The organism is Collimonas arenae (assembly GCF_001584165.1).
GTDB classification, from domain to species: Bacteria; Pseudomonadota; Gammaproteobacteria; order Burkholderiales; family Burkholderiaceae_D; genus Collimonas; species Collimonas arenae.
Window position 1 is genome coordinate 648,176 of record NZ_CP013233.1, and the last position, 16,813, is coordinate 664,988.

General features: G+C 53.8%; 12 protein-coding genes, 1 tRNA gene, 3 rRNA genes and 2 pseudogenes. 11 read left to right on the forward strand and 7 right to left on the reverse strand.

Going from position 1 to position 16,813, the window contains the following annotated elements:
• Positions 1-24 precede the first annotated feature (24 nt).
• From CAter10_RS03095 to rpe, 4 genes are all read right to left on the reverse strand, one after another.
• Positions 25-594, reverse strand: a complete 570-nt coding sequence (locus tag CAter10_RS03095; protein ID WP_061532243.1) for an aminodeoxychorismate/anthranilate synthase component II — start codon at positions 592-594, stop codon at positions 25-27.
• On the reverse strand, positions 594-2,111 hold the full coding sequence (trpE, locus tag CAter10_RS03100; RefSeq protein ID WP_061532244.1) for an anthranilate synthase component I: 1,518 nt from the start codon (positions 2,109-2,111) through the stop codon (positions 594-596). Before trpE ends, CAter10_RS03095 begins: the two co-directional genes overlap by 1 nt.
• A 219-nt stretch (positions 2,112-2,330) precedes the next feature.
• Complete coding sequence (locus tag CAter10_RS03105; RefSeq protein WP_061532245.1) at positions 2,331-3,032, reverse strand: phosphoglycolate phosphatase; 702 nt, start codon at positions 3,030-3,032, stop codon at positions 2,331-2,333.
• Positions 3,029-3,694, reverse strand: a complete 666-nt coding sequence (rpe, locus tag CAter10_RS03110) for a ribulose-phosphate 3-epimerase (protein ID WP_061532246.1) — start codon at positions 3,692-3,694, stop codon at positions 3,029-3,031. Before rpe ends, CAter10_RS03105 begins: the two co-directional genes overlap by 4 nt.
• A 157-nt stretch (positions 3,695-3,851) precedes the next feature.
• Between rpe and apaG the strand changes: the two genes are divergently transcribed.
• The gene (gene apaG, locus CAter10_RS03115) at positions 3,852-4,226 is read left to right on the forward strand and encodes a Co2+/Mg2+ efflux protein ApaG (protein ID WP_061532247.1); all 375 of its coding nucleotides are present in this window, start codon (positions 3,852-3,854) and stop codon (positions 4,224-4,226) included.
• 2 nt (positions 4,227-4,228) lie between these two features.
• Here apaG and CAter10_RS22710 read toward each other — a convergent pair whose 3' ends face one another.
• Positions 4,229-4,372: a hypothetical protein gene (locus CAter10_RS22710; RefSeq protein ID WP_164840407.1), complete on the reverse strand. Its 144-nt coding sequence runs from the start codon at positions 4,370-4,372 to the stop codon at positions 4,229-4,231.
• Positions 4,373-4,384: 12 nt separating this feature from the next.
• On the opposite strand from CAter10_RS22710, the gene mltA reads away from it, so the two are divergent.
• Positions 4,385-5,584, forward strand: coding sequence for a murein transglycosylase A (mltA, locus tag CAter10_RS03120; RefSeq protein ID WP_061532248.1), 1,200 nt, complete (start codon positions 4,385-4,387; stop codon positions 5,582-5,584).
• A 44-nt stretch (positions 5,585-5,628) separates the two neighbouring features.
• Here mltA and CAter10_RS03125 read toward each other — a convergent pair whose 3' ends face one another.
• Positions 5,629-6,066 (reverse strand): universal stress protein, encoded by a 438-nt coding sequence (locus CAter10_RS03125; protein ID WP_061532249.1) that lies wholly within the window; start codon positions 6,064-6,066, stop codon positions 5,629-5,631.
• A gap of 205 nt (positions 6,067-6,271) precedes the next feature.
• Here CAter10_RS03125 and CAter10_RS03130 point away from each other — a divergent pair, with 205 nt between their 5' ends.
• The 9 genes and pseudogenes from CAter10_RS03130 (at position 6,272) to CAter10_RS03175 (ending at position 16,228) form a co-directional block, all read left to right on the forward strand.
• Complete coding sequence (locus tag CAter10_RS03130) at positions 6,272-7,048, forward strand: enoyl-CoA hydratase (protein WP_061532250.1); 777 nt, start codon at positions 6,272-6,274, stop codon at positions 7,046-7,048.
• A gap of 490 nt (positions 7,049-7,538) precedes the next feature.
• Positions 7,539-9,068, forward strand: a 16S ribosomal RNA gene (locus tag CAter10_RS03135).
• 123 nt (positions 9,069-9,191) lie between these two features.
• Positions 9,192-9,268 (forward strand) — tRNA-Ile (locus CAter10_RS03140).
• Positions 9,269-9,693: 425 nt separating this feature from the next.
• A 23S ribosomal RNA gene (locus CAter10_RS03150) occupies positions 9,694-12,563 on the forward strand.
• 166 nt (positions 12,564-12,729) lie between these two features.
• Positions 12,730-12,842, forward strand: a 5S ribosomal RNA gene (gene rrf, locus CAter10_RS03155).
• The 16S, 23S and 5S rRNA genes sit together here with 1 tRNA gene alongside, the layout of an rRNA operon.
• A gap of 170 nt (positions 12,843-13,012) precedes the next feature.
• Positions 13,013-13,590, forward strand: a pseudogene (ruvA, locus tag CAter10_RS03160) (Holliday junction branch migration protein RuvA).
• A gap of 91 nt (positions 13,591-13,681) precedes the next feature.
• Positions 13,682-14,740: a Holliday junction branch migration DNA helicase RuvB gene (ruvB, locus tag CAter10_RS03165; protein ID WP_061532251.1), complete on the forward strand. Its 1,059-nt coding sequence runs from the start codon at positions 13,682-13,684 to the stop codon at positions 14,738-14,740.
• A 151-nt stretch (positions 14,741-14,891) separates the two neighbouring features.
• Positions 14,892-15,235, forward strand: a pseudogene (locus CAter10_RS03170) (YaiI/YqxD family protein).
• A 150-nt stretch (positions 15,236-15,385) separates the two neighbouring features.
• Positions 15,386-16,228 carry a 2-keto-4-pentenoate hydratase gene (locus CAter10_RS03175; RefSeq protein WP_061532252.1) on the forward strand — a complete coding sequence of 281 codons (843 nt, stop codon included), beginning with the start codon at positions 15,386-15,388 and terminating at the stop codon, positions 16,226-16,228.
• 112 nt (positions 16,229-16,340) lie between these two features.
• On the opposite strand, the gene CAter10_RS03180 is transcribed toward CAter10_RS03175, so the two are convergent.
• Positions 16,341-16,775, reverse strand: a complete 435-nt coding sequence (locus CAter10_RS03180; protein ID WP_417924717.1) for a DUF2147 domain-containing protein — start codon at positions 16,773-16,775, stop codon at positions 16,341-16,343.
• Positions 16,776-16,813: the final 38 nt, after the last annotated feature.

The window sequence follows — 16,813 nt, forward strand, 5'->3', positions numbered from 1 at the left end:
AGCGGGCGCGCCGGTGCTACGAATTCAAGCGGTTCTTTGCACGAAGTTACGCAGCAGCGCATGGCCGTGTTCCGACAGGATCGATTCAGGGTGGAACTGCACGCCCTCGATATCATAATCCTTGTGCCGCACGCCCATGATTTCACCGTCATCGGTCCATGCCGTGATTTCCAGGCAGTCTGGAATCGAGGAACGCTCGATTGCCAGCGAGTGATAGCGAATTACTGTGAACGGGCTAGGTAAATCCTTGAATACGCCGACGCCGGTGTGGGTAATCGGCGAGGTCTTGCCATGCATGACCTGTTGCGCACGAACCACCTTGCCGCCGAATGCTTCGCCGATGGCCTGGTGGCCCAGGCAAACGCCGAGTATCGGCAGCTTGCCGGCAAACTGCTGCAGCAATGCAACGCAAATCCCGGCTTCCTTCGGGCTACACGGTCCTGGCGACAGGCAGATGCGGTCCGGCTTCAGGGCCTGGATTTCTTCAAGCGTGATTTCGTCGTTGCGGAATGTACGCACATCTTCACCCAGTTCGCCGAAGTATTGCACCAGGTTGTAGGTGAAGGAATCGTAGTTGTCGATCATTAGCAGCATCAGATTTCTCCATCCAGTCCGTCTTGCACCTGTTCAGCCGCGCGCAGTACCGCGCGTGCCTTGTTTTCGGTTTCCTGCCATTCCATCTCGGGCACCGAATCGGCGACGATGCCGGCTGCGGCCTGCACATACAGCATGCCATCCTTGATGACGCCGGTGCGGATCGCGATGGCGACATCCATTTCGCCGCCGAACGACAGGTAGCCGCACGCGCCGCCGTAGATGCCGCGCTTGGTCAGTTCCAGTTCATCAATGATTTCCATGGCGCGCACTTTCGGCGCACCGGACAAGGTGCCGGCCGGGAACGTAGCTTTCAGGACATCCAGGTTGGACAGGCCGGATTTGAGTTCGCCTTCGACATTCGAGACGATGTGCTGCACATGCGAATATTTTTCGATCACCATCTGATCGGTGACCTTGACGCTGCCGGTTTCGGCGATGCGGCCGATGTCGTTACGGGCCAGGTCGATCAGCATCACGTGTTCGGCGATTTCCTTCGGATCGGCAAGCAACTCGGTTGCCAGTTGCTCATCTTGCTCGGGAGTCGAACCGCGCGGCCGGGTGCCAGCCAATGGACGAATCGTGACCTTGCGCTTGCTTTCGCCGCTGCCAGCTTTAGGCGCAGAGGTTTGTTCGTTGCGCACCAGGATTTCCGGCGAGGCGCCGACGATTTGCATGTCGCCGAAATTGTAGAAGTACATGTACGGCGACGGATTCAGCGAGCGCAGCGCGCGATACAGCATCAGCGGCGAATCGACATACGGTTTCTTGATGCGCTGGCCGATCTGGACCTGCATCAGGTCGCCCGCCATCACATATTCCTTGGCCTTGGCGACTGCCTTCAGGTAATCGTCCTTCTTGAATTCGCGAATGGTTTCGGTACGCACCGAAGCCGAAGTCACCGGCGCATCGGCCGGGCGGCGCAGCATGTTGCGCAAGTCTTTCAGGCGTTGGCGGCCTTTGGAGAAGGCTTCCGGCTGGGTCGGATCGGCATAGACGATCAAGTACAACTTGCCGGACAGATTATCGATGACGGCCAGTTCTTCGGTCAGCAGCAATTGGATATCGGGCAGGCCGAGATCGTCTTTTGGCGTCGAGTCAGCCAGGCGTTTTTCGATATGGCGCACCGTGTCGTAACCGAAATAACCGGCCAGGCCACCGCAAAAGCGCGGCAGGCCAGGGCGCAGCGCGACTTTGTAGCGCGACTGGAATTCGGCGATGAAATCGAGCGGATTGCCTTCGCGGGTTTCGATGACCTTGTCGTCCTTGACCACTTCGATCCGTGTGCCATAGCTGCGCAACAGCGTCGAGGCCGGCAAGCCGATGAACGAGTAGCGTCCGAAACGCTCGCCGCCGACTACCGATTCCAGCAGGAAGGTGTTTTTCCCGGTGTGCTGGGTTTGCGCCAGTTTCAGGTACAGCGTCAACGGGGTTTCGAGATCGGCAAAGGCTTCTGCGATCAGCGGAATGCGGTTGTAGCCTTGCGTGGCCAGCGATTTGAATTCGAGTTCGGTCATGTTTCTCTCCAGACCGCTATTGTAAAACAGCGGTGGTTCATTACAAAAAACGTTGCCAGGATTTCTATTGTTTAAGAAATGGACAGGCAGCGGCGATCAGTGGGTTCAGTTAGCCCAGGATTGCCAGCGTCGCCATAGCCAGGCCCCGGGGGCGGCTAGGAGGACATGAAGTTTTTTGTTGACGAACATGAGAGATCGGGAGGTGTTAAATAAAGCGAATCAGGTTGAAATATGATGTGCTGCAACGAGCAGTGAAGCGACTATACCATCGGAATCGACATCTTGTATAGATTCGCCGTGATTGTAGCCATACGGCACGTTGAACACCCGGCAACCGGCTGCGCGCGCCGCCTGGGCGTCGTTGCTGGAATCGCCGATGGCGACTACCTGCGCCGGTTCCAGCTCAAAATCGGCGCAAACCGCCAGCAGCGGCATCGGGTCCGGCTTCTTGCGCGGGAACGAATCGCCGCCGTAAACCAGTTCGAAATAATCGCGCAGCCCGGCTTTCTCCAGCAGTGCCAAAGCGAACACCAACGGCTTGTTGGTGACGCACGCCAGCCGCAAGCCCTTGTCGCGCATCGCCTGCAAGCCTTCGACCACGCCGGGATACAGGCTGGCATGGGTGCCGTTGACGACTTCGTAATGGCGTTGGTAGGAGTTGAGCGCCGCGTCGAAATGCTGCTCGACTTGCTGCGCTGGAAAATCGACCGCAAGCACACGGCGAATCAGGTTTTCGCTGCCTTTGCCGACGAAGTCAACAATGGTTTTTTGTTCCAGCGGCGCCAGATCCATCTCGTCGCGCATGCGATTCACTGCAACCTGGAAATCCGGCGCGGTGTCGAGCATGGTGCCATCGAGGTCAATGATGGCGGCCGCGATGCCGCTCAGGGCAATCACTTCTGACGCTGCTGCTGTACTCATACTTTGGCCAGTTCCGCGCGCATGTTGTCGATCACGGACTTGTAATCGGGTTTGCCGAAGATGGCCGAACCGGCGACAAAGGTGTCCGCACCGGCCTTGGCGGCTGCCGCGATGTTGTCGATCTTGATGCCGCCGTCGACTTCCAGCATGATGTCGCGCCCCGAGGCGTCGATCCGTCGGCGCGCTTCGGCAATCTTCTTGAGCGCTTCCGGGATGAACGACTGGCCGCCGAAGCCTGGGTTGACCGACATGATCAGGATGATGTCGATCTTGTCCATCACGTAATCAAGGTAATCCAATGATGTTGCTGGATTGAAAACCAGGCCAGCCTTGCAGCCATGATCGCGGATCAGCTGCAGCGAACGATCAATGTGTTCCGATGCTTCCGGGTGGAAAGTAATGATGTTGGCGCCGGCCTTGGCGAAGTCCGGAATGATGCGGTCGACCGGTTTGACCATCAAGTGGACATCGATCGGCACCTGCACGTGCGGGCGGATCGCTTCACACACCAGCGGGCCGATGGTCAGGTTGGGAACGTAATGGTTGTCCATCACGTCGAAGTGGATCATGTCGGCGCCGTCGCGGACAACGTTGCGTACTTCTTCACCCAGGCGGGCGAAGTCGGCGGAAAGAATGCTGGGGGCGATACGATAGGTTGGCATGAAGGCTATCCAGGGAAGGCGCAAAAAAGAGAGCTATTTTACCCTTTAGGGCGGCATCTGGCTTCCTTGCTGCTTGCGCCCTGGGGTAAATTCGTGTGCAATGGCTCGCTAGTCGCAATCATTTTGAAAGTAATCAGTGCCAATCGAGGAACCCAGCATGGCCGCCTATGAATTTACCGTTTCTGTCAGGACACAGTATCTGGAAGAGCAATCCGATCCCGACAGTTCGCACTTTGTATTCGCCTACGCGATTACGATCCGCAATACCGGACAGGTCGCTGCGCAATTGATCTCGCGTCACTGGGTGATTACCGATGCCAACAATCATGTCGAGGAAGTGCGCGGCTTGGGTGTGGTCGGTCATCAGCCGCTGCTGCAGCCGGGCGAGCAATTCGAATACACCAGCGGCACCTCGATGGCGACGCCGCAGGGTTCGATGTCCGGCGAATATTTCTGTGTTGCCGAAGATGGCGAGCAATTCGAGGCGCGGATTCCCGAGTTCGTCCTGTCGCTGCCGCGCACCCTGCACTGAATTTATTTGGCGTTGCTGTCGTCTTTAGGCGGCAACGGCTTGGCCGGCGGCTTTTGGTCCGGCTTGCGACCGGAAAACATCGTCCACCAGACAATGAATGCGAACACAAAGAAGGCGAAGCACGCTTCAAGAGCCACTAACCACATAAAGAATCCTAAATGCTATTTAAACGTATCAGTCTACCCGTTTCTGCCCTGATTATTGGTTTCAGTTTAGCTGCCTGCACCACCACTCCCCTGACCACGCCACCGTCCAAGGAAACGCCGCGGCCGACTGAAGCGGCGCCGCTGCCGTCAACGCCGCCCGGCGCCACCCTGCGCGCAACCACGTTTTCGGCGTTGCCCGGCTGGGCCAGTGACGATTTGCGCCAGGCGCTGCCGGCTTTCCTGACTTCCTGCACGACTCAGGCGCGCAAGGTTGACTGGAAAGAGCCGTGCGCGATTGCGGCCGACCTGGATGGTAATAACGAAAAAGCAATTCGCACGTTTTTCCAGTCTTTTTTCACGCCTTATCAAGTTGTCAATGCCGATGGCACGGATAACGGACTGGTCACCGGCTACTACGAACCGTTGTTGAAAGGCGCGCGCAAACGCGGTGGCCCTTACCAGACGCCGATCTACCGGGCGCCGGACGATCTGATCACGGTCGACCTGGCCAGTATTTATCCGGAATTGAAGGGGCTGCGACTGCGTGGCCGCCTGGTTGGCAACAAGGTGGTGCCTTACGCAAACCGTGCCGAGCTGGACAAGTCCGGCGCCCTGGTCGGCAAGGAGCTGCTGTGGGTGGATGACCCGATCGATGCATTTTTCCTGCAGGTGCAAGGTTCCGGTCGGGTTCAGTTGAATGACACCGGCGGCGTCGTGCGTGTAGCTTATGCCGACCAGAATGGTTATCCGTACAAATCGATCGGCCGCTATCTGGTCGATAAAGGCGAATTGACGTTGGCCCAGGCGTCCGCACAAGGCATCAAGGCCTGGCTGGCGGCGAATCCGGGGCGGCAGCAGGAATTATTGAATGCCAATCCAAGCTACGTCTTTTTCAAGGAAGAGATCGTCACCGATCCGAGCAAAGGGCCGAAAGGCGCGCAGGGTGTGCCGCTGACGCCGCAACGCTCGATTGCGGTCGATCCGCAGTTCGTGCCGCTCGGTACCCCGGTGTTTCTGTCGACGACCCAGCCCAACAGCGGTGCTCTGCTGCAGCAGCTGGTGGTGGCGCAAGACACCGGCGGCGCCATCAAGGGCGCGGTCCGGGCCGATTTCTTCTGGGGGTTTGGCAATGAAGCCGGCGATAAGGCCGGCAAGATGAAGCAGCGCGGCATGATGTGGCTGCTACTGCCGAAGTTGGCCGCTGTCCGATAACAGGGGCCAAGTTCGATGTAGGGCGCGCGAAATTTGATGAAACCTCAACGCAGCACCAGTACCGGAATCGTCGAGTGGGCCAATACCCTCTGTGTTTTGCTGCCCAGGAACAGACGGCTGAGTCCGCTGCGGCCGTGCGACGCCATGAAAATCGCGTCGCAGTGATATTTCTCGGCGGCGTTGATGATCTCTTCGTCGGGATTGAATGCCTGGGCGGTCAGCCTTTCACAAGGTACGCCCGCATCTCTGGCGGCATCGGCGACTTTTTTTACGTTCAACTGCGCCAGCGCCAGCATGTTCTCTTCATAGGTGCCGGGGTCGGTGGCCATGGTGCTTTCTGCCATCGGTGAGAACGGGTAGGGCTCGGCAACGGAAAGGGCAATGATCTTGCCGCTGCTGAACTTGGCAAACTCGATGGCGGTGGCGATTGCTTTATCGGATAGATGCGATCCGTCGGTAGGGACTAGAATGGTCTTGAACATGGTTAGCCTCCTTCTAGTTGGGGAAAAGCGGGTATCGGTCGAAATCTCGGAATCTTCTCGGTAATATAGATACCTTCAATAGAGACAATCTGAAACCTGATAAATTCCTCGTGAGGTGGTGCGCTGCTATATATAGAGTCATCCTATCCCTTATCCAGCGGCGCTACAATTAACATCAAACGATTTACATGAAATGGAAGATCCAATGACATACGAAAATATCCTGGTCGAGACACAAGGCAAAGTCGGGCTGATCCATCTGAATCGCCCGAAGGCCTTGAATGCCCTGAATGATCAATTGATGAGCGAGCTGGGTAAGGCGCTTCTCCAGTTTGACGCCGATCCGGAAATCGGATGCATAGTCTTGACCGGCAGCGACAAGGCCTTTGCCGCCGGCGCCGATATCGGCGGCATGGCGGCCCTCTCTTATATGGATGTATTCAAGGGTGACTACATCACTCGCAACTGGGAAGCGATCCGCAGCGTACGCAAACCTGTGATCGCCGCCGTGGCGGGTTTTGCCTTGGGGGGCGGTTGCGAGTTGGCAATGATGTGCGATTTCATCATTGCAGCCGACAACGCCAAGTTCGGCCAGCCGGAAATCAAACTGGGCATCATTCCGGGTGCCGGCGGCACGCAGCGCTTGCCCCGCGCGGTATCGAAGTCAAAAGCCATGGACATGTGCCTGACCGCACGCATGATGGATGCCGCCGAAGCGGAGCGCGCGGGCTTGGTGTCGCGCGTGGTGCCGCTGGAGCGTCTGCTGCAGGAGGCCATGGAAGCGGCCATCGTGATTTCCTCAATGTCGCTGCCGGCGGTCATGATGATCAAGGAATCGGTCAATCGCGCCTATGAAACGACTTTGGCCGAAGGCATTCAATATGAGCGCCGCATGTTCCACAGCACCTTCGCCACCGAGGATCAGAAAGAAGGCATGCATGCCTTCCTGGAAAAACGTTTACCTGTTTTCAAAAATATTTAACAAACCACTTGCCATAGGGGGAAATGGTTTGTTATAGTTCGGCTCCCGTTGAGAACGACGCGAAATAAAACGAATGAGCAGCGAGTAATTGGTGCTGATTTGAGTGCGAAGTGGGAACGGGAAGATGGGCAAGAAGTTGGTGTGGTTAGTAAAAAGTTTTTCGGTGGTTAGTAAAAAAGTAGTTGACGAAAAACTGGAAACGCTACATAATCTCATCTCTCTGCTGCTGACAAACAAAACGATTTGTTGGTAACGCGAACCGGGTGGTTGGGTGACGCGCAGTAGAAGGTTCTTTAACAATTAACAGTCGATAAGTGTGGGCGTTTGATGGAAGTGCAGCGTTGCTGATGTAAATCGGTGGCGTATAACTTAAAACATTAAATGTTCACAAAAGAAGAAAATAGGCGTTTAAATTTATTTAAACGGCCTGTCAGTATTTTGAGTGAGCGATAGCAGAGATGCTAGGCAGCAATGCCACAAAACAGAGATTGAACTGAAGAGTTTGATCCTGGCTCAGATTGAACGCTGGCGGCATGCCTTACACATGCAAGTCGAACGGTAACAGGGAGCTTGCTCCGCTGACGAGTGGCGAACGGGTGAGTAATATATCGGAACGTACCTTTGAGTGGGGGATAACTAGTCGAAAGATTAGCTAATACCGCATACGATCTACGGATGAAAGTGGGGGCTCGCAAGACCTCATGCTCATAGAGCGGCCGATATCTGATTAGCTAGTTGGTGAGGTAAAGGCTCACCAAGGCATCGATCAGTAGCTGGTCTGAGAGGACGACCAGCCACACTGGGACTGAGACACGGCCCAGACTCCTACGGGAGGCAGCAGTGGGGAATTTTGGACAATGGGGGCAACCCTGATCCAGCAATGCCGCGTGAGTGAAGAAGGCCTTCGGGTTGTAAAGCTCTTTTGTCAGGGAAGAAACGGTGAGAGCTAATATCTCTTGCTAATGACGGTACCTGAAGAATAAGCACCGGCTAACTACGTGCCAGCAGCCGCGGTAATACGTAGGGTGCAAGCGTTAATCGGAATTACTGGGCGTAAAGCGTGCGCAGGCGGTTATGTAAGACAGGTGTGAAATCCCCGGGCTTAACCTGGGAATGGCATTTGTGACTGCATAGCTAGAGTGTGTCAGAGGGGGTAGAATTCCACGTGTAGCAGTGAAATGCGTAGAGATGTGGAGGAATACCGATGGCGAAGGCAGCCCCCTGGGATAACACTGACGCTCATGCACGAAAGCGTGGGGAGCAAACAGGATTAGATACCCTGGTAGTCCACGCCCTAAACGATGTCTACTAGTTGTCGGGTCTTAATTGACTTGGTAACGCAGCTAACGCGTGAAGTAGACCGCCTGGGGAGTACGGTCGCAAGATTAAAACTCAAAGGAATTGACGGGGACCCGCACAAGCGGTGGATGATGTGGATTAATTCGATGCAACGCGAAAAACCTTACCTACCCTTGACATGTACAGAATCCCGAAGAGATTTGGGAGTGTTCGAAAGAAAACTGTAACACAGGTGCTGCATGGCTGTCGTCAGCTCGTGTCGTGAGATGTTGGGTTAAGTCCCGCAACGAGCGCAACCCTTGTCATTAGTTGCTACGAAAGGGCACTCTAATGAGACTGCCGGTGACAAACCGGAGGAAGGTGGGGATGACGTCAAGTCCTCATGGCCCTTATGGGTAGGGCTTCACACGTCATACAATGGTACATACAGAGGGCCGCCAACCCGCGAGGGGGAGCTAATCCCAGAAAGTGTATCGTAGTCCGGATTGTAGTCTGCAACTCGACTACATGAAGTTGGAATCGCTAGTAATCGCGGATCAGCATGTCGCGGTGAATACGTTCCCGGGTCTTGTACACACCGCCCGTCACACCATGGGAGCGGGTTTTACCAGAAGTAGGTAGCCTAACCGCAAGGGGGGCGCTTACCACGGTAGGATTCGTGACTGGGGTGAAGTCGTAACAAGGTAGCCGTATCGGAAGGTGCGGCTGGATCACCTCCTTTCTAGAGTTTGCATGAAAGTTAAGCGTCCACACTTATCGTCTGTTAATCAAGAAGAACAGGTATCGGTCAAAGGCTGCGGCATGAGAGTGCTGAAGTTGATGGTAGGCTCGTACTGATCCAAGCGGGTCTGTAGCTCAGTTGGTTAGAGCACCGTGTTGATAACGCGGGGGTCGTTGGTTCGAGCCCAACCAGACCCACCAAAGAATTTCGGGGTTTAGCTCAGCTGGGAGAGCACCTGCTTTGCAAGCAGGGGGTCGTCGGTTCGATCCCGTCAACCTCCACCAGTTACTGGTGGTACTGAAATGTCAAACCTAAGTCGGTGCGGGAAGTCGGCACTGAGATTTAGGTTTGGTCTTTTTAAGATCAAAAGCAATAACTGTTCTTTAACAATCTAGAAGAAGTAAAGATTCGTCAATTGTCGTGAAGATGCGAAAGCGTGGACATGGTGATTGATGGGTATGATTGTATCAAATCAAAAAGTATGTAAAGAGTTCTCAAAAGACTCTATGGGCGCAAGCTGCATAGAGAATGCGATAACACTTTGGATACGGCAAACGCTAAACTCATAGAAATACCTCTATAACCGCTCTTTGTCTGTGAACGCAGGCAGAGGCTAAAGTTATAGGGACAAGTGAATAAGTGCATATGGTGGATGCCTTGGCGATATCAGGCGATGAAGGACGTAGTAGCTTGCGATAAGCTGCGGGGAGCTAGCAAACAAGCTTTGATCCGCAGATTTCCGAATGGGGAAACCCGGCCGTAAGGTCATTGCACACTGAATACATAGGTGTGCAAAGCGAACGTGGCGAACTGAAACATCTAAGTAGCTGCAGGAAAGAATCAACCGAGATTCCCAAAGTAGTGGCGAGCGAAATGGGAACAGCCGCAAGTTTTAGCAGTGGACATAGTAGAACGACTTGGAAACGTCGGCCATAGAGGGTGATAGCCCCTTATACGAAATGATCATTGTGGAACTAAGCTTGCAACAAGTAGGGCGGGACACGTGTAATCCTGTCTGAACATGGGGGGACCATCCTCCAAGGCTAAATACTCGATATCGACCGATAGTGAACCAGTACCGTGAGGGAAAGGCGAAAAGAACCCCGGAAGGGGAGTGAAATAGATCCTGAAACCGTATGCATACAAACAGTAGGAGCGGACTTGTTCCGTGACTGCGTACCTTTTGTATAATGGGTCAGCGACTTACATTCAGTGGCAAGCTTAACCGTATAGGGAAGGCGTAGAGAAATCGAGTCCGAATAGGGCGTTCAGTCGCTGGGTGTAGACCCGAAACCAAGTGATCTACTCATGGCCAGGATGAAGGTGCGGTAACACGCACTGGAGGTCCGAACCCACTAATGTTGAAAAATTAGGGGATGAGCTGTGGGTAGGGGTGAAAGGCTAAACAAACTTGGAAATAGCTGGTTCTCTCCGAAAACTATTTAGGTAGTGCCTCAAGTATCACCATCGGGGGTAGAGCACTGTTATGGCTAGGGGGTCATCGCGACTTACCAAACCATTGCAAACTCCGAATACCGATGAGTGCGAGCTTGGGAGACAGACGCCGGGTGCTAACGTCCGACGTCAAGAGGGAAACAACCCAGACCGCCAGCTAAGGTCCCAAAGATTGGCTAAGTGGCAAACGAAGTGGGAAGGCTAAAACAGTCAGGAGGTTGGCTTAGAAGCAGCCATCCTTTAAAGAAAGCGTAATAGCTCACTGATCGAGTCGTCCTGCGCGGAAGATGTAACGGGGCTAAGCCAGTCACCGAAGCTGCGGATATCCGTAAGGATATGGTAGGAGAGCGTTCTGTAAGCCTGCGAAGGTGTCTTGTAAAGGATGCTGGAGGTATCAGAAGTGCGAATGCTGACATGAGTAGCGATAATGGGGGTGAAAAGCCCCCACGCCGTAAGCCCAAGGTTTCCTGTTCAACGTTCATCGGAGCAGGGTGAGTCGGCCCCTAAGGCGAGGCAGAGATGCGTAGCTGATGGGAAGCAGGTTAATATTCCTGCACCGTCGTTAGATGCGATGGGGGGACGGATCGCGGAAGGTTGTCCGGGTGTTGGAAGTCCCGGTTCCTATATCAGAGAAGGCTGTTAGGCAAATCCGGCAGCGTAATTCAAGGGTATGGGACGAGCAAACTTGTTTGCGAAGCAATCGGAAGTGGTTCCAAGAAAAGCCTCTAAGCTTCAGTCTAACGAGACCGTACCGCAAACCGACACAGGTGGGCGAGATGAGTATTCTAAGGCGCTTGAGAGAACTCGGGAGAAGGAACTCGGCAAATTTGTACCGTAACTTCGGGATAAGGTACGCCCCGGTAGTTTGACTGGCCTGCGCCAGAAGGACGAAAGGGCTGCAATAAAAAGGTGGCTGCGACTGTTTAATAAAAACACAGCACTCTGCAAACACGAAAGTGGACGTATAGGGTGTGACGCCTGCCCGGTGCTGGAAGATTAAATGATGGGGTGCAAGCTCTTGATTGAAGTCCCAGTAAACGGCGGCCGTAACTATAACGGTCCTAAGGTAGCGAAATTCCTTGTCGGGTAAGTTCCGACCTGCACGAATGGCGTAACGATGGCCACACTGTCTCCTCCCGAGACTCAGCGAAGTTGAAATGTTTGTGATGATGCAATCTACCCGCGGCTAGACGGAAAGACCCCATGAACCTTTACTGTAGCTTTGCATTGGACTTTGAACCAATCTGTGTAGGATAGGTGGGAGGCTTTGAAGCGGGGACGCTAGTTCTCGTGGAGCCAACCTTGAAATACCACCCTGGTTTGTTTGAGGTTCTAACCTTGGTCCGTTATCCGGATCGGGGACAGTGCATGGTAGGCAGTTTGACTGGGGCGGTCTCCTCCCAAAGTGTAACGGAGGAGTTCGAAGGTACGCTAGGTACGGTCGGACATCGTGCTAATAGTGCAATGGCATAAGCGTGCTTAACTGCGAGACTGACAAGTCGAGCAGGTACGAAAGTAGGACATAGTGATCCGGTGGTTCTGTATGGAAGGGCCATCGCTCAACGGATAAAAGGTACTCTGGGGATAACAGGCTGATTCCTCCCAAGAGTTCATATCGACGGGGGAGTTTGGCACCTCGATGTCGGCTCATCACATCCTGGGGCTGTAGCCGGTCCCAAGGGTATGGCTGTTCGCCATTTAAAGTGGTACGTGAGCTGGGTTTAAAACGTCGTGAGACAGTTTGGTCCCTATCTGCCGTGGGCGTTGGAAATTTGAAGGGGGCTGCTCCTAGTACGAGAGGACCGGAGTGGACGAACCTCTGGTGTACCGGTTGTCACGCCAGTGGCATTGCCGGGTAGCTAAGTTCGGAAGAGATAACCGCTGAAAGCATCTAAGCGGGAAACTTGCCTTAAGATGATATTTCCCGGGAACTAGATTCCCCTAAAGGGTCGTTCGAGACCAGGACGTTGATAGGTCAGGTGTGGAAGCGTAGTAATACGTTAAGCTAACTGATACTAATTGCCCGTGAGGCTTGTCCCTATAACCTTAGCAGGTTATATGATGAGCTTTTATTGTTTGCCAGATAATGTGCATTCATACCCAACCGGGTTCACTTACCCTCGTGAACCCGGTATAAAAAACTACTTCTTCTAGATTGCGTTAGTTGTTGCTCCAACTGGAGAACAACTAACGGTTACAAGTTATGCCTGATGACCATAGCGAGTTGGTACCACCCCTTCCCATCCCGAACAGGACCGTGAAACGACTTTGCGCCGATGATAGTGCTGCAACCAGTGTGAAAGTAGGTCATCGTCAGGCTTTTATTAAAAAACCCTCTGCATCTTAGCGTGCAGAGGGTTTTTGCTTTGCGCAGAAAATTTAATCTTTCTGTTCACTTCGCTCAATTTCAGCATTCTCGCAAGAAAACTACTGTGTTTTTAACCAGTTGTCCTGTATGATTCATTGATTCACATTAAGGCCATACCGCGATGATAGGTCGTCTTTCAGGCATTCTGCTCGAGAAAAATCCTCCTCAACTACTGATCGATTGCAATGGCGTCGGTTACGAAGTCGGGGTGCCGATGAGTACTTTCTATAATCTGCCGGGACTCGGTGAAAAAGTCGCCTTGCTGACACATCTGGCGATACGCGAAGATGCGCACGTGTTGTATGGTTTTGGCAGCGCAGAAGAGCGAAATGTCTTCAAGCAGCTGATCAAGATCAGCGGCGTGGGCGCCCGCACTGCACTTTCTATCCTGTCCGGCATGTCGGTGCAGGATCTGGCCCAGGCTGTTACTTTGCAGGAAGCTGGGCGGTTGACCAAAGTGCCTGGCATTGGCAAAAAACAGCGGAGCGCCTGCTCCTGGAGCTGAAAGGCAAGCTGGGCGCAGATTTGGGGCCGGTCGGTAGCCCGCACGGCAGCGATGCCAGCGGCGATATTTTGAATGCGCTGATTGCGCTTGGTTATTCCGACAAAGAGGCGATACTTGCGTTGAAGCAATTGCCGGCGGATACGACCGTGTCAGAAGGTATCAAGCTCGCATTGAAAGTGCTGTCGAAGCTTTAAGTCAGCGGTACAAAGCAGGAAGATTTGTCTTTTATTGGCGTCGCGAATTTTTTTCTATATTTAATCGCCGCACACTGGCTACAATCCGATCATGAGTATCCAAACCGACGATTTCACCGAACAACGCATCATTGCCGCTACACCGGCTTCGCCGAACGAAGAGGCGATCGAGCGGGCGTTGCGGCCCAAGCAGCTGGACGAGTACGTCGGTCAGGAAAAGATACGTGATCAGTTGCAAATATTTATCACCGCTGCGCGGCAACGGCGCGAAGCGCTGGATCACACCTTGCTGTTCGGTCCGCCTGGCTTGGGAAAAACCACCTTGGCGCATATTATTGCGCGTGAAATGGGTGTCAATTTGCGCCAGACTTCGGGACCGGTACTTGAACGTGCTGGCGACTTGGCAGCGCTGCTGACCAATCTTGAGGCAAACGACGTTCTGTTTATTGATGAAATTCACCGTTTGTCGCCGGTTGTAGAGGAAATCCTGTACCCGGCATTGGAAGACTATCAAATTGACATTATGATCGGTGAAGGGCCTGCAGCCAGATCCGTGCGACTCGATTTGCAGCCATTTACCCTGGTTGGCGCCACTACGCGTGCCGGCATGCTGACCAATCCGCTACGCGATCGTTTCGGTATTGTCGCCAGGCTTGAGTTCTATACACCATTGCAGCTTAGCAAGATTGTCACTCGTAGCGCGTCATTGCTGGGCGCGCCGATTGTAGATGATGGCGCATTCGAAATTGCCAAGCGTAGTCGCGGTACGCCGCGTATCGCCAATCGCCTGTTGCGGCGCGTGCGCGATTATGCAGAAGTCAAAGGTAATGGTGAAATCACCAAGGCGATGGCTGATGCTGCGCTGGTGATGCTGGATGTCGACCCGGTTGGTTTCGACATCATGGACAGGAAGTTGCTGGAAGCGGTGCTGTTCAAATTTGGTGGTGGGCCGGTGGGGCTGGATAATCTTGCGGCAGCCATTGGGGAAGAGCGCGACACCATCGAGGATGTCCTTGAGCCGTATCTGATTCAGCAGGGATATTTGCAACGGACTCCGCGTGGTCGTATTGCTACCCCGGCCGCATACAGTCATTTTGGTGTTGCGGCGCCGCGAACCGGACCTAACGGTGAGTTGTGGGGGCAAAATTAATTCGCAGCCGTCATCGGTTGAAGCACCGGCTCAACCTACAGGCATGCAAATCTGGGTGGATGCAGATGCCTGCCCCAACGTAATCAAAGAGATTCTGTACCGGGTTGCCGATCGATTGCAGATACAGCTGATCCTGGTTGCCAACAAATTGTTGAGGGTGCCGCCGTCCCGTTTCGTCAGGGCGGTGCAAGTGCCGTCAGGTTTTGATGTTGCAGACCGTGAGATCGTGCGCTTGTTGCAAGTTGGCGACCTGGTGATCACTGGCGATATTCCGCTGGCGGCGGATGTACTGGAAAAGGGTGGCCACGCATTGAATCCACGCGGGAGTTTTATACCAAGGACAATATCCAGCAGCAATTGACGATGCGCAATTTCATGGATGAGTTACGTTCCAGTGGAGTCGAAACAGGCGGTCCTGCCGCATTCAGTCAGGGCGATCGCCATTTGTTTGCATCACAGCTTGACCGGTTTTTACAAAAACATCGCAGTCGATGAATTTTTTCAATACCCCCACTATCTATATGTGATGGCAGGTATGACGTTTCTTTTTGTGTGAGTATCGAAAAGGCAATCATTCGATGCTTGTATAAAAATTAAACGTCACAGACAATACGATAGTGTTCACTAATAGTGTACAAATCAACCATGCTCATGTCCACCAAAGCTAACCGTTATGCCCATCAGCTTCTCGATGCGCGGGCGTGCGCCAAACTGATGCCCCTGCTGTCGAATGCGGATGTCCTTTCACCGATGGATGGCTACGATATCGGCAAGCGTATACTTGATGCGAGCATCGGCCAGGGGGCAACTCCGGTCGGTCGCAAGCTTGGGTTCAGTAACCGCACCATATGGAAAAAATATGGCGTTACCAAAGCCATCGATGAACCTTTTTGGGCCCACGTATTTGATACGACGGTGCGCTATGCGGAAGATAACCGTGGGATTCAAAGTCTGGACGGCGCGTTGCAGCCGCGCATTGAACCGGAAGTGGTATTCAGTCTTGGCACGACACCATCGCCGGATGCCGGTATCGAAGAGTTGGCCGATTGCATCGAATGGATGGCGCACGCATTTGAAATCGCGGTTTGCCCATTTCCGGATTGGAAATTCGATGCGGTTGATGCGATTGCCGCATTCGGCTTGCACGGCACGCTGATTATTGGCGAGCCACATGTGTTGTCGTCTGCGACCCGGCGCAATCTGGCCAGCATGTTGGCCAATGCCAGCGTTTCGCTGTCATGCTGCACAGAAGATTCGGTGACATTGTGTGGTGCCGGTTTTGGTAGCGATGTGCTGGATAGTCCGGTGCACGCGTTGTGGCATTTGCATCAGCAGCTCAATGCACAATCGCAGTTCGCGCCGTTGCAAGCGGGTGAGATCATCACTACCGGCACTTGGACCGATGCGTATCCGGTGCAAGCTGGGCAAACCTGGGTGACCGCTTTTTCAGGGATTGCGCTGCCGGGCTTGACCGTCTCTTTTGTCTGAGCCAGGCCGGCAACGCTGTTATTCCTGCCGTATATGAAAAATGCCGTTCGAGCTTTCAGCTGAACGGCATTTTTTTTGCCTGAATACATTAAAGTGACGGCGCTGCGCTACTTTATTCTTCGCGTAGCCAGGTTTGTGTTCGGCCGAGCAGTGGTACGCCGATGTAGCCACGCACATTCAATTTCTTGCCGCCATCGGTCAGCGACATCTTGCTCTTGTAGACCTTGCCGTTGTCCGGATCGAGAATCTGGCCACCGTTGTATTCGTCGCCGTCATGCTTCATTCCGGTGATGATGGTCATGCCGAGGATGGGCTGGTCTTTCAGCGCACCTTCGCATTTGACGCATTTCGGATTCTGGTCTTCGCTCGGATCGCGCAGCAGTTTTTCGATCTTGCCGCGCAGTTCGCCGTTGGATTCGGTAATACGGATCAGCGCTTTTGGTTTGCCGCTGTGATCATCGATATTTTTCCAGAGTCCCACCGGTGAGTTGATGTCCTGAGCGAAAGCGCCAAAAGCCAGCAGGGCGCTGCTGGCGATTGTGGCCATCAAAAGTCGCGTTGAAAGTTTGTGCATGCTTTGTCTCC

Excerpts from the sequence above, each read along its gene's own strand:
- CAter10_RS03095 (WP_061532243.1), bottom strand. The coding sequence starts at position 594 with ATGCTGCTAATGATCGACAACTACGATTCCTTCACCTACAACCTGGTG.
- trpE (WP_061532244.1), bottom strand. The coding sequence starts at position 2,111 with ATGACCGAACTCGAATTCAAATCGCTGGCCACGCAAGGCTACAACCGC.
- CAter10_RS03105 (WP_061532245.1), bottom strand. The coding sequence starts at position 3,032 with ATGAGTACAGCAGCAGCGTCAGAAGTGATTGCCCTGAGCGGCATCGCG.
- rpe (WP_061532246.1), bottom strand. The coding sequence starts at position 3,694 with ATGCCAACCTATCGTATCGCCCCCAGCATTCTTTCCGCCGACTTCGCC.
- apaG (WP_061532247.1), top strand. The coding sequence starts at position 3,852 with ATGGCCGCCTATGAATTTACCGTTTCTGTCAGGACACAGTATCTGGAA.
- CAter10_RS22710 (WP_164840407.1), bottom strand. The coding sequence starts at position 4,372 with ATGTGGTTAGTGGCTCTTGAAGCGTGCTTCGCCTTCTTTGTGTTCGCA.
- mltA (WP_061532248.1), top strand. The coding sequence starts at position 4,385 with ATGCTATTTAAACGTATCAGTCTACCCGTTTCTGCCCTGATTATTGGT.
- CAter10_RS03125 (WP_061532249.1), bottom strand. The coding sequence starts at position 6,066 with ATGTTCAAGACCATTCTAGTCCCTACCGACGGATCGCATCTATCCGAT.
- CAter10_RS03130 (WP_061532250.1), top strand. The coding sequence starts at position 6,272 with ATGACATACGAAAATATCCTGGTCGAGACACAAGGCAAAGTCGGGCTG.
- ruvB (WP_061532251.1), top strand. The coding sequence starts at position 13,682 with ATGAGTATCCAAACCGACGATTTCACCGAACAACGCATCATTGCCGCT.
- CAter10_RS03175 (WP_061532252.1), top strand. The coding sequence starts at position 15,386 with ATGCTCATGTCCACCAAAGCTAACCGTTATGCCCATCAGCTTCTCGAT.
- CAter10_RS03180 (WP_417924717.1), bottom strand. The coding sequence starts at position 16,775 with ATGGCCACAATCGCCAGCAGCGCCCTGCTGGCTTTTGGCGCTTTCGCT.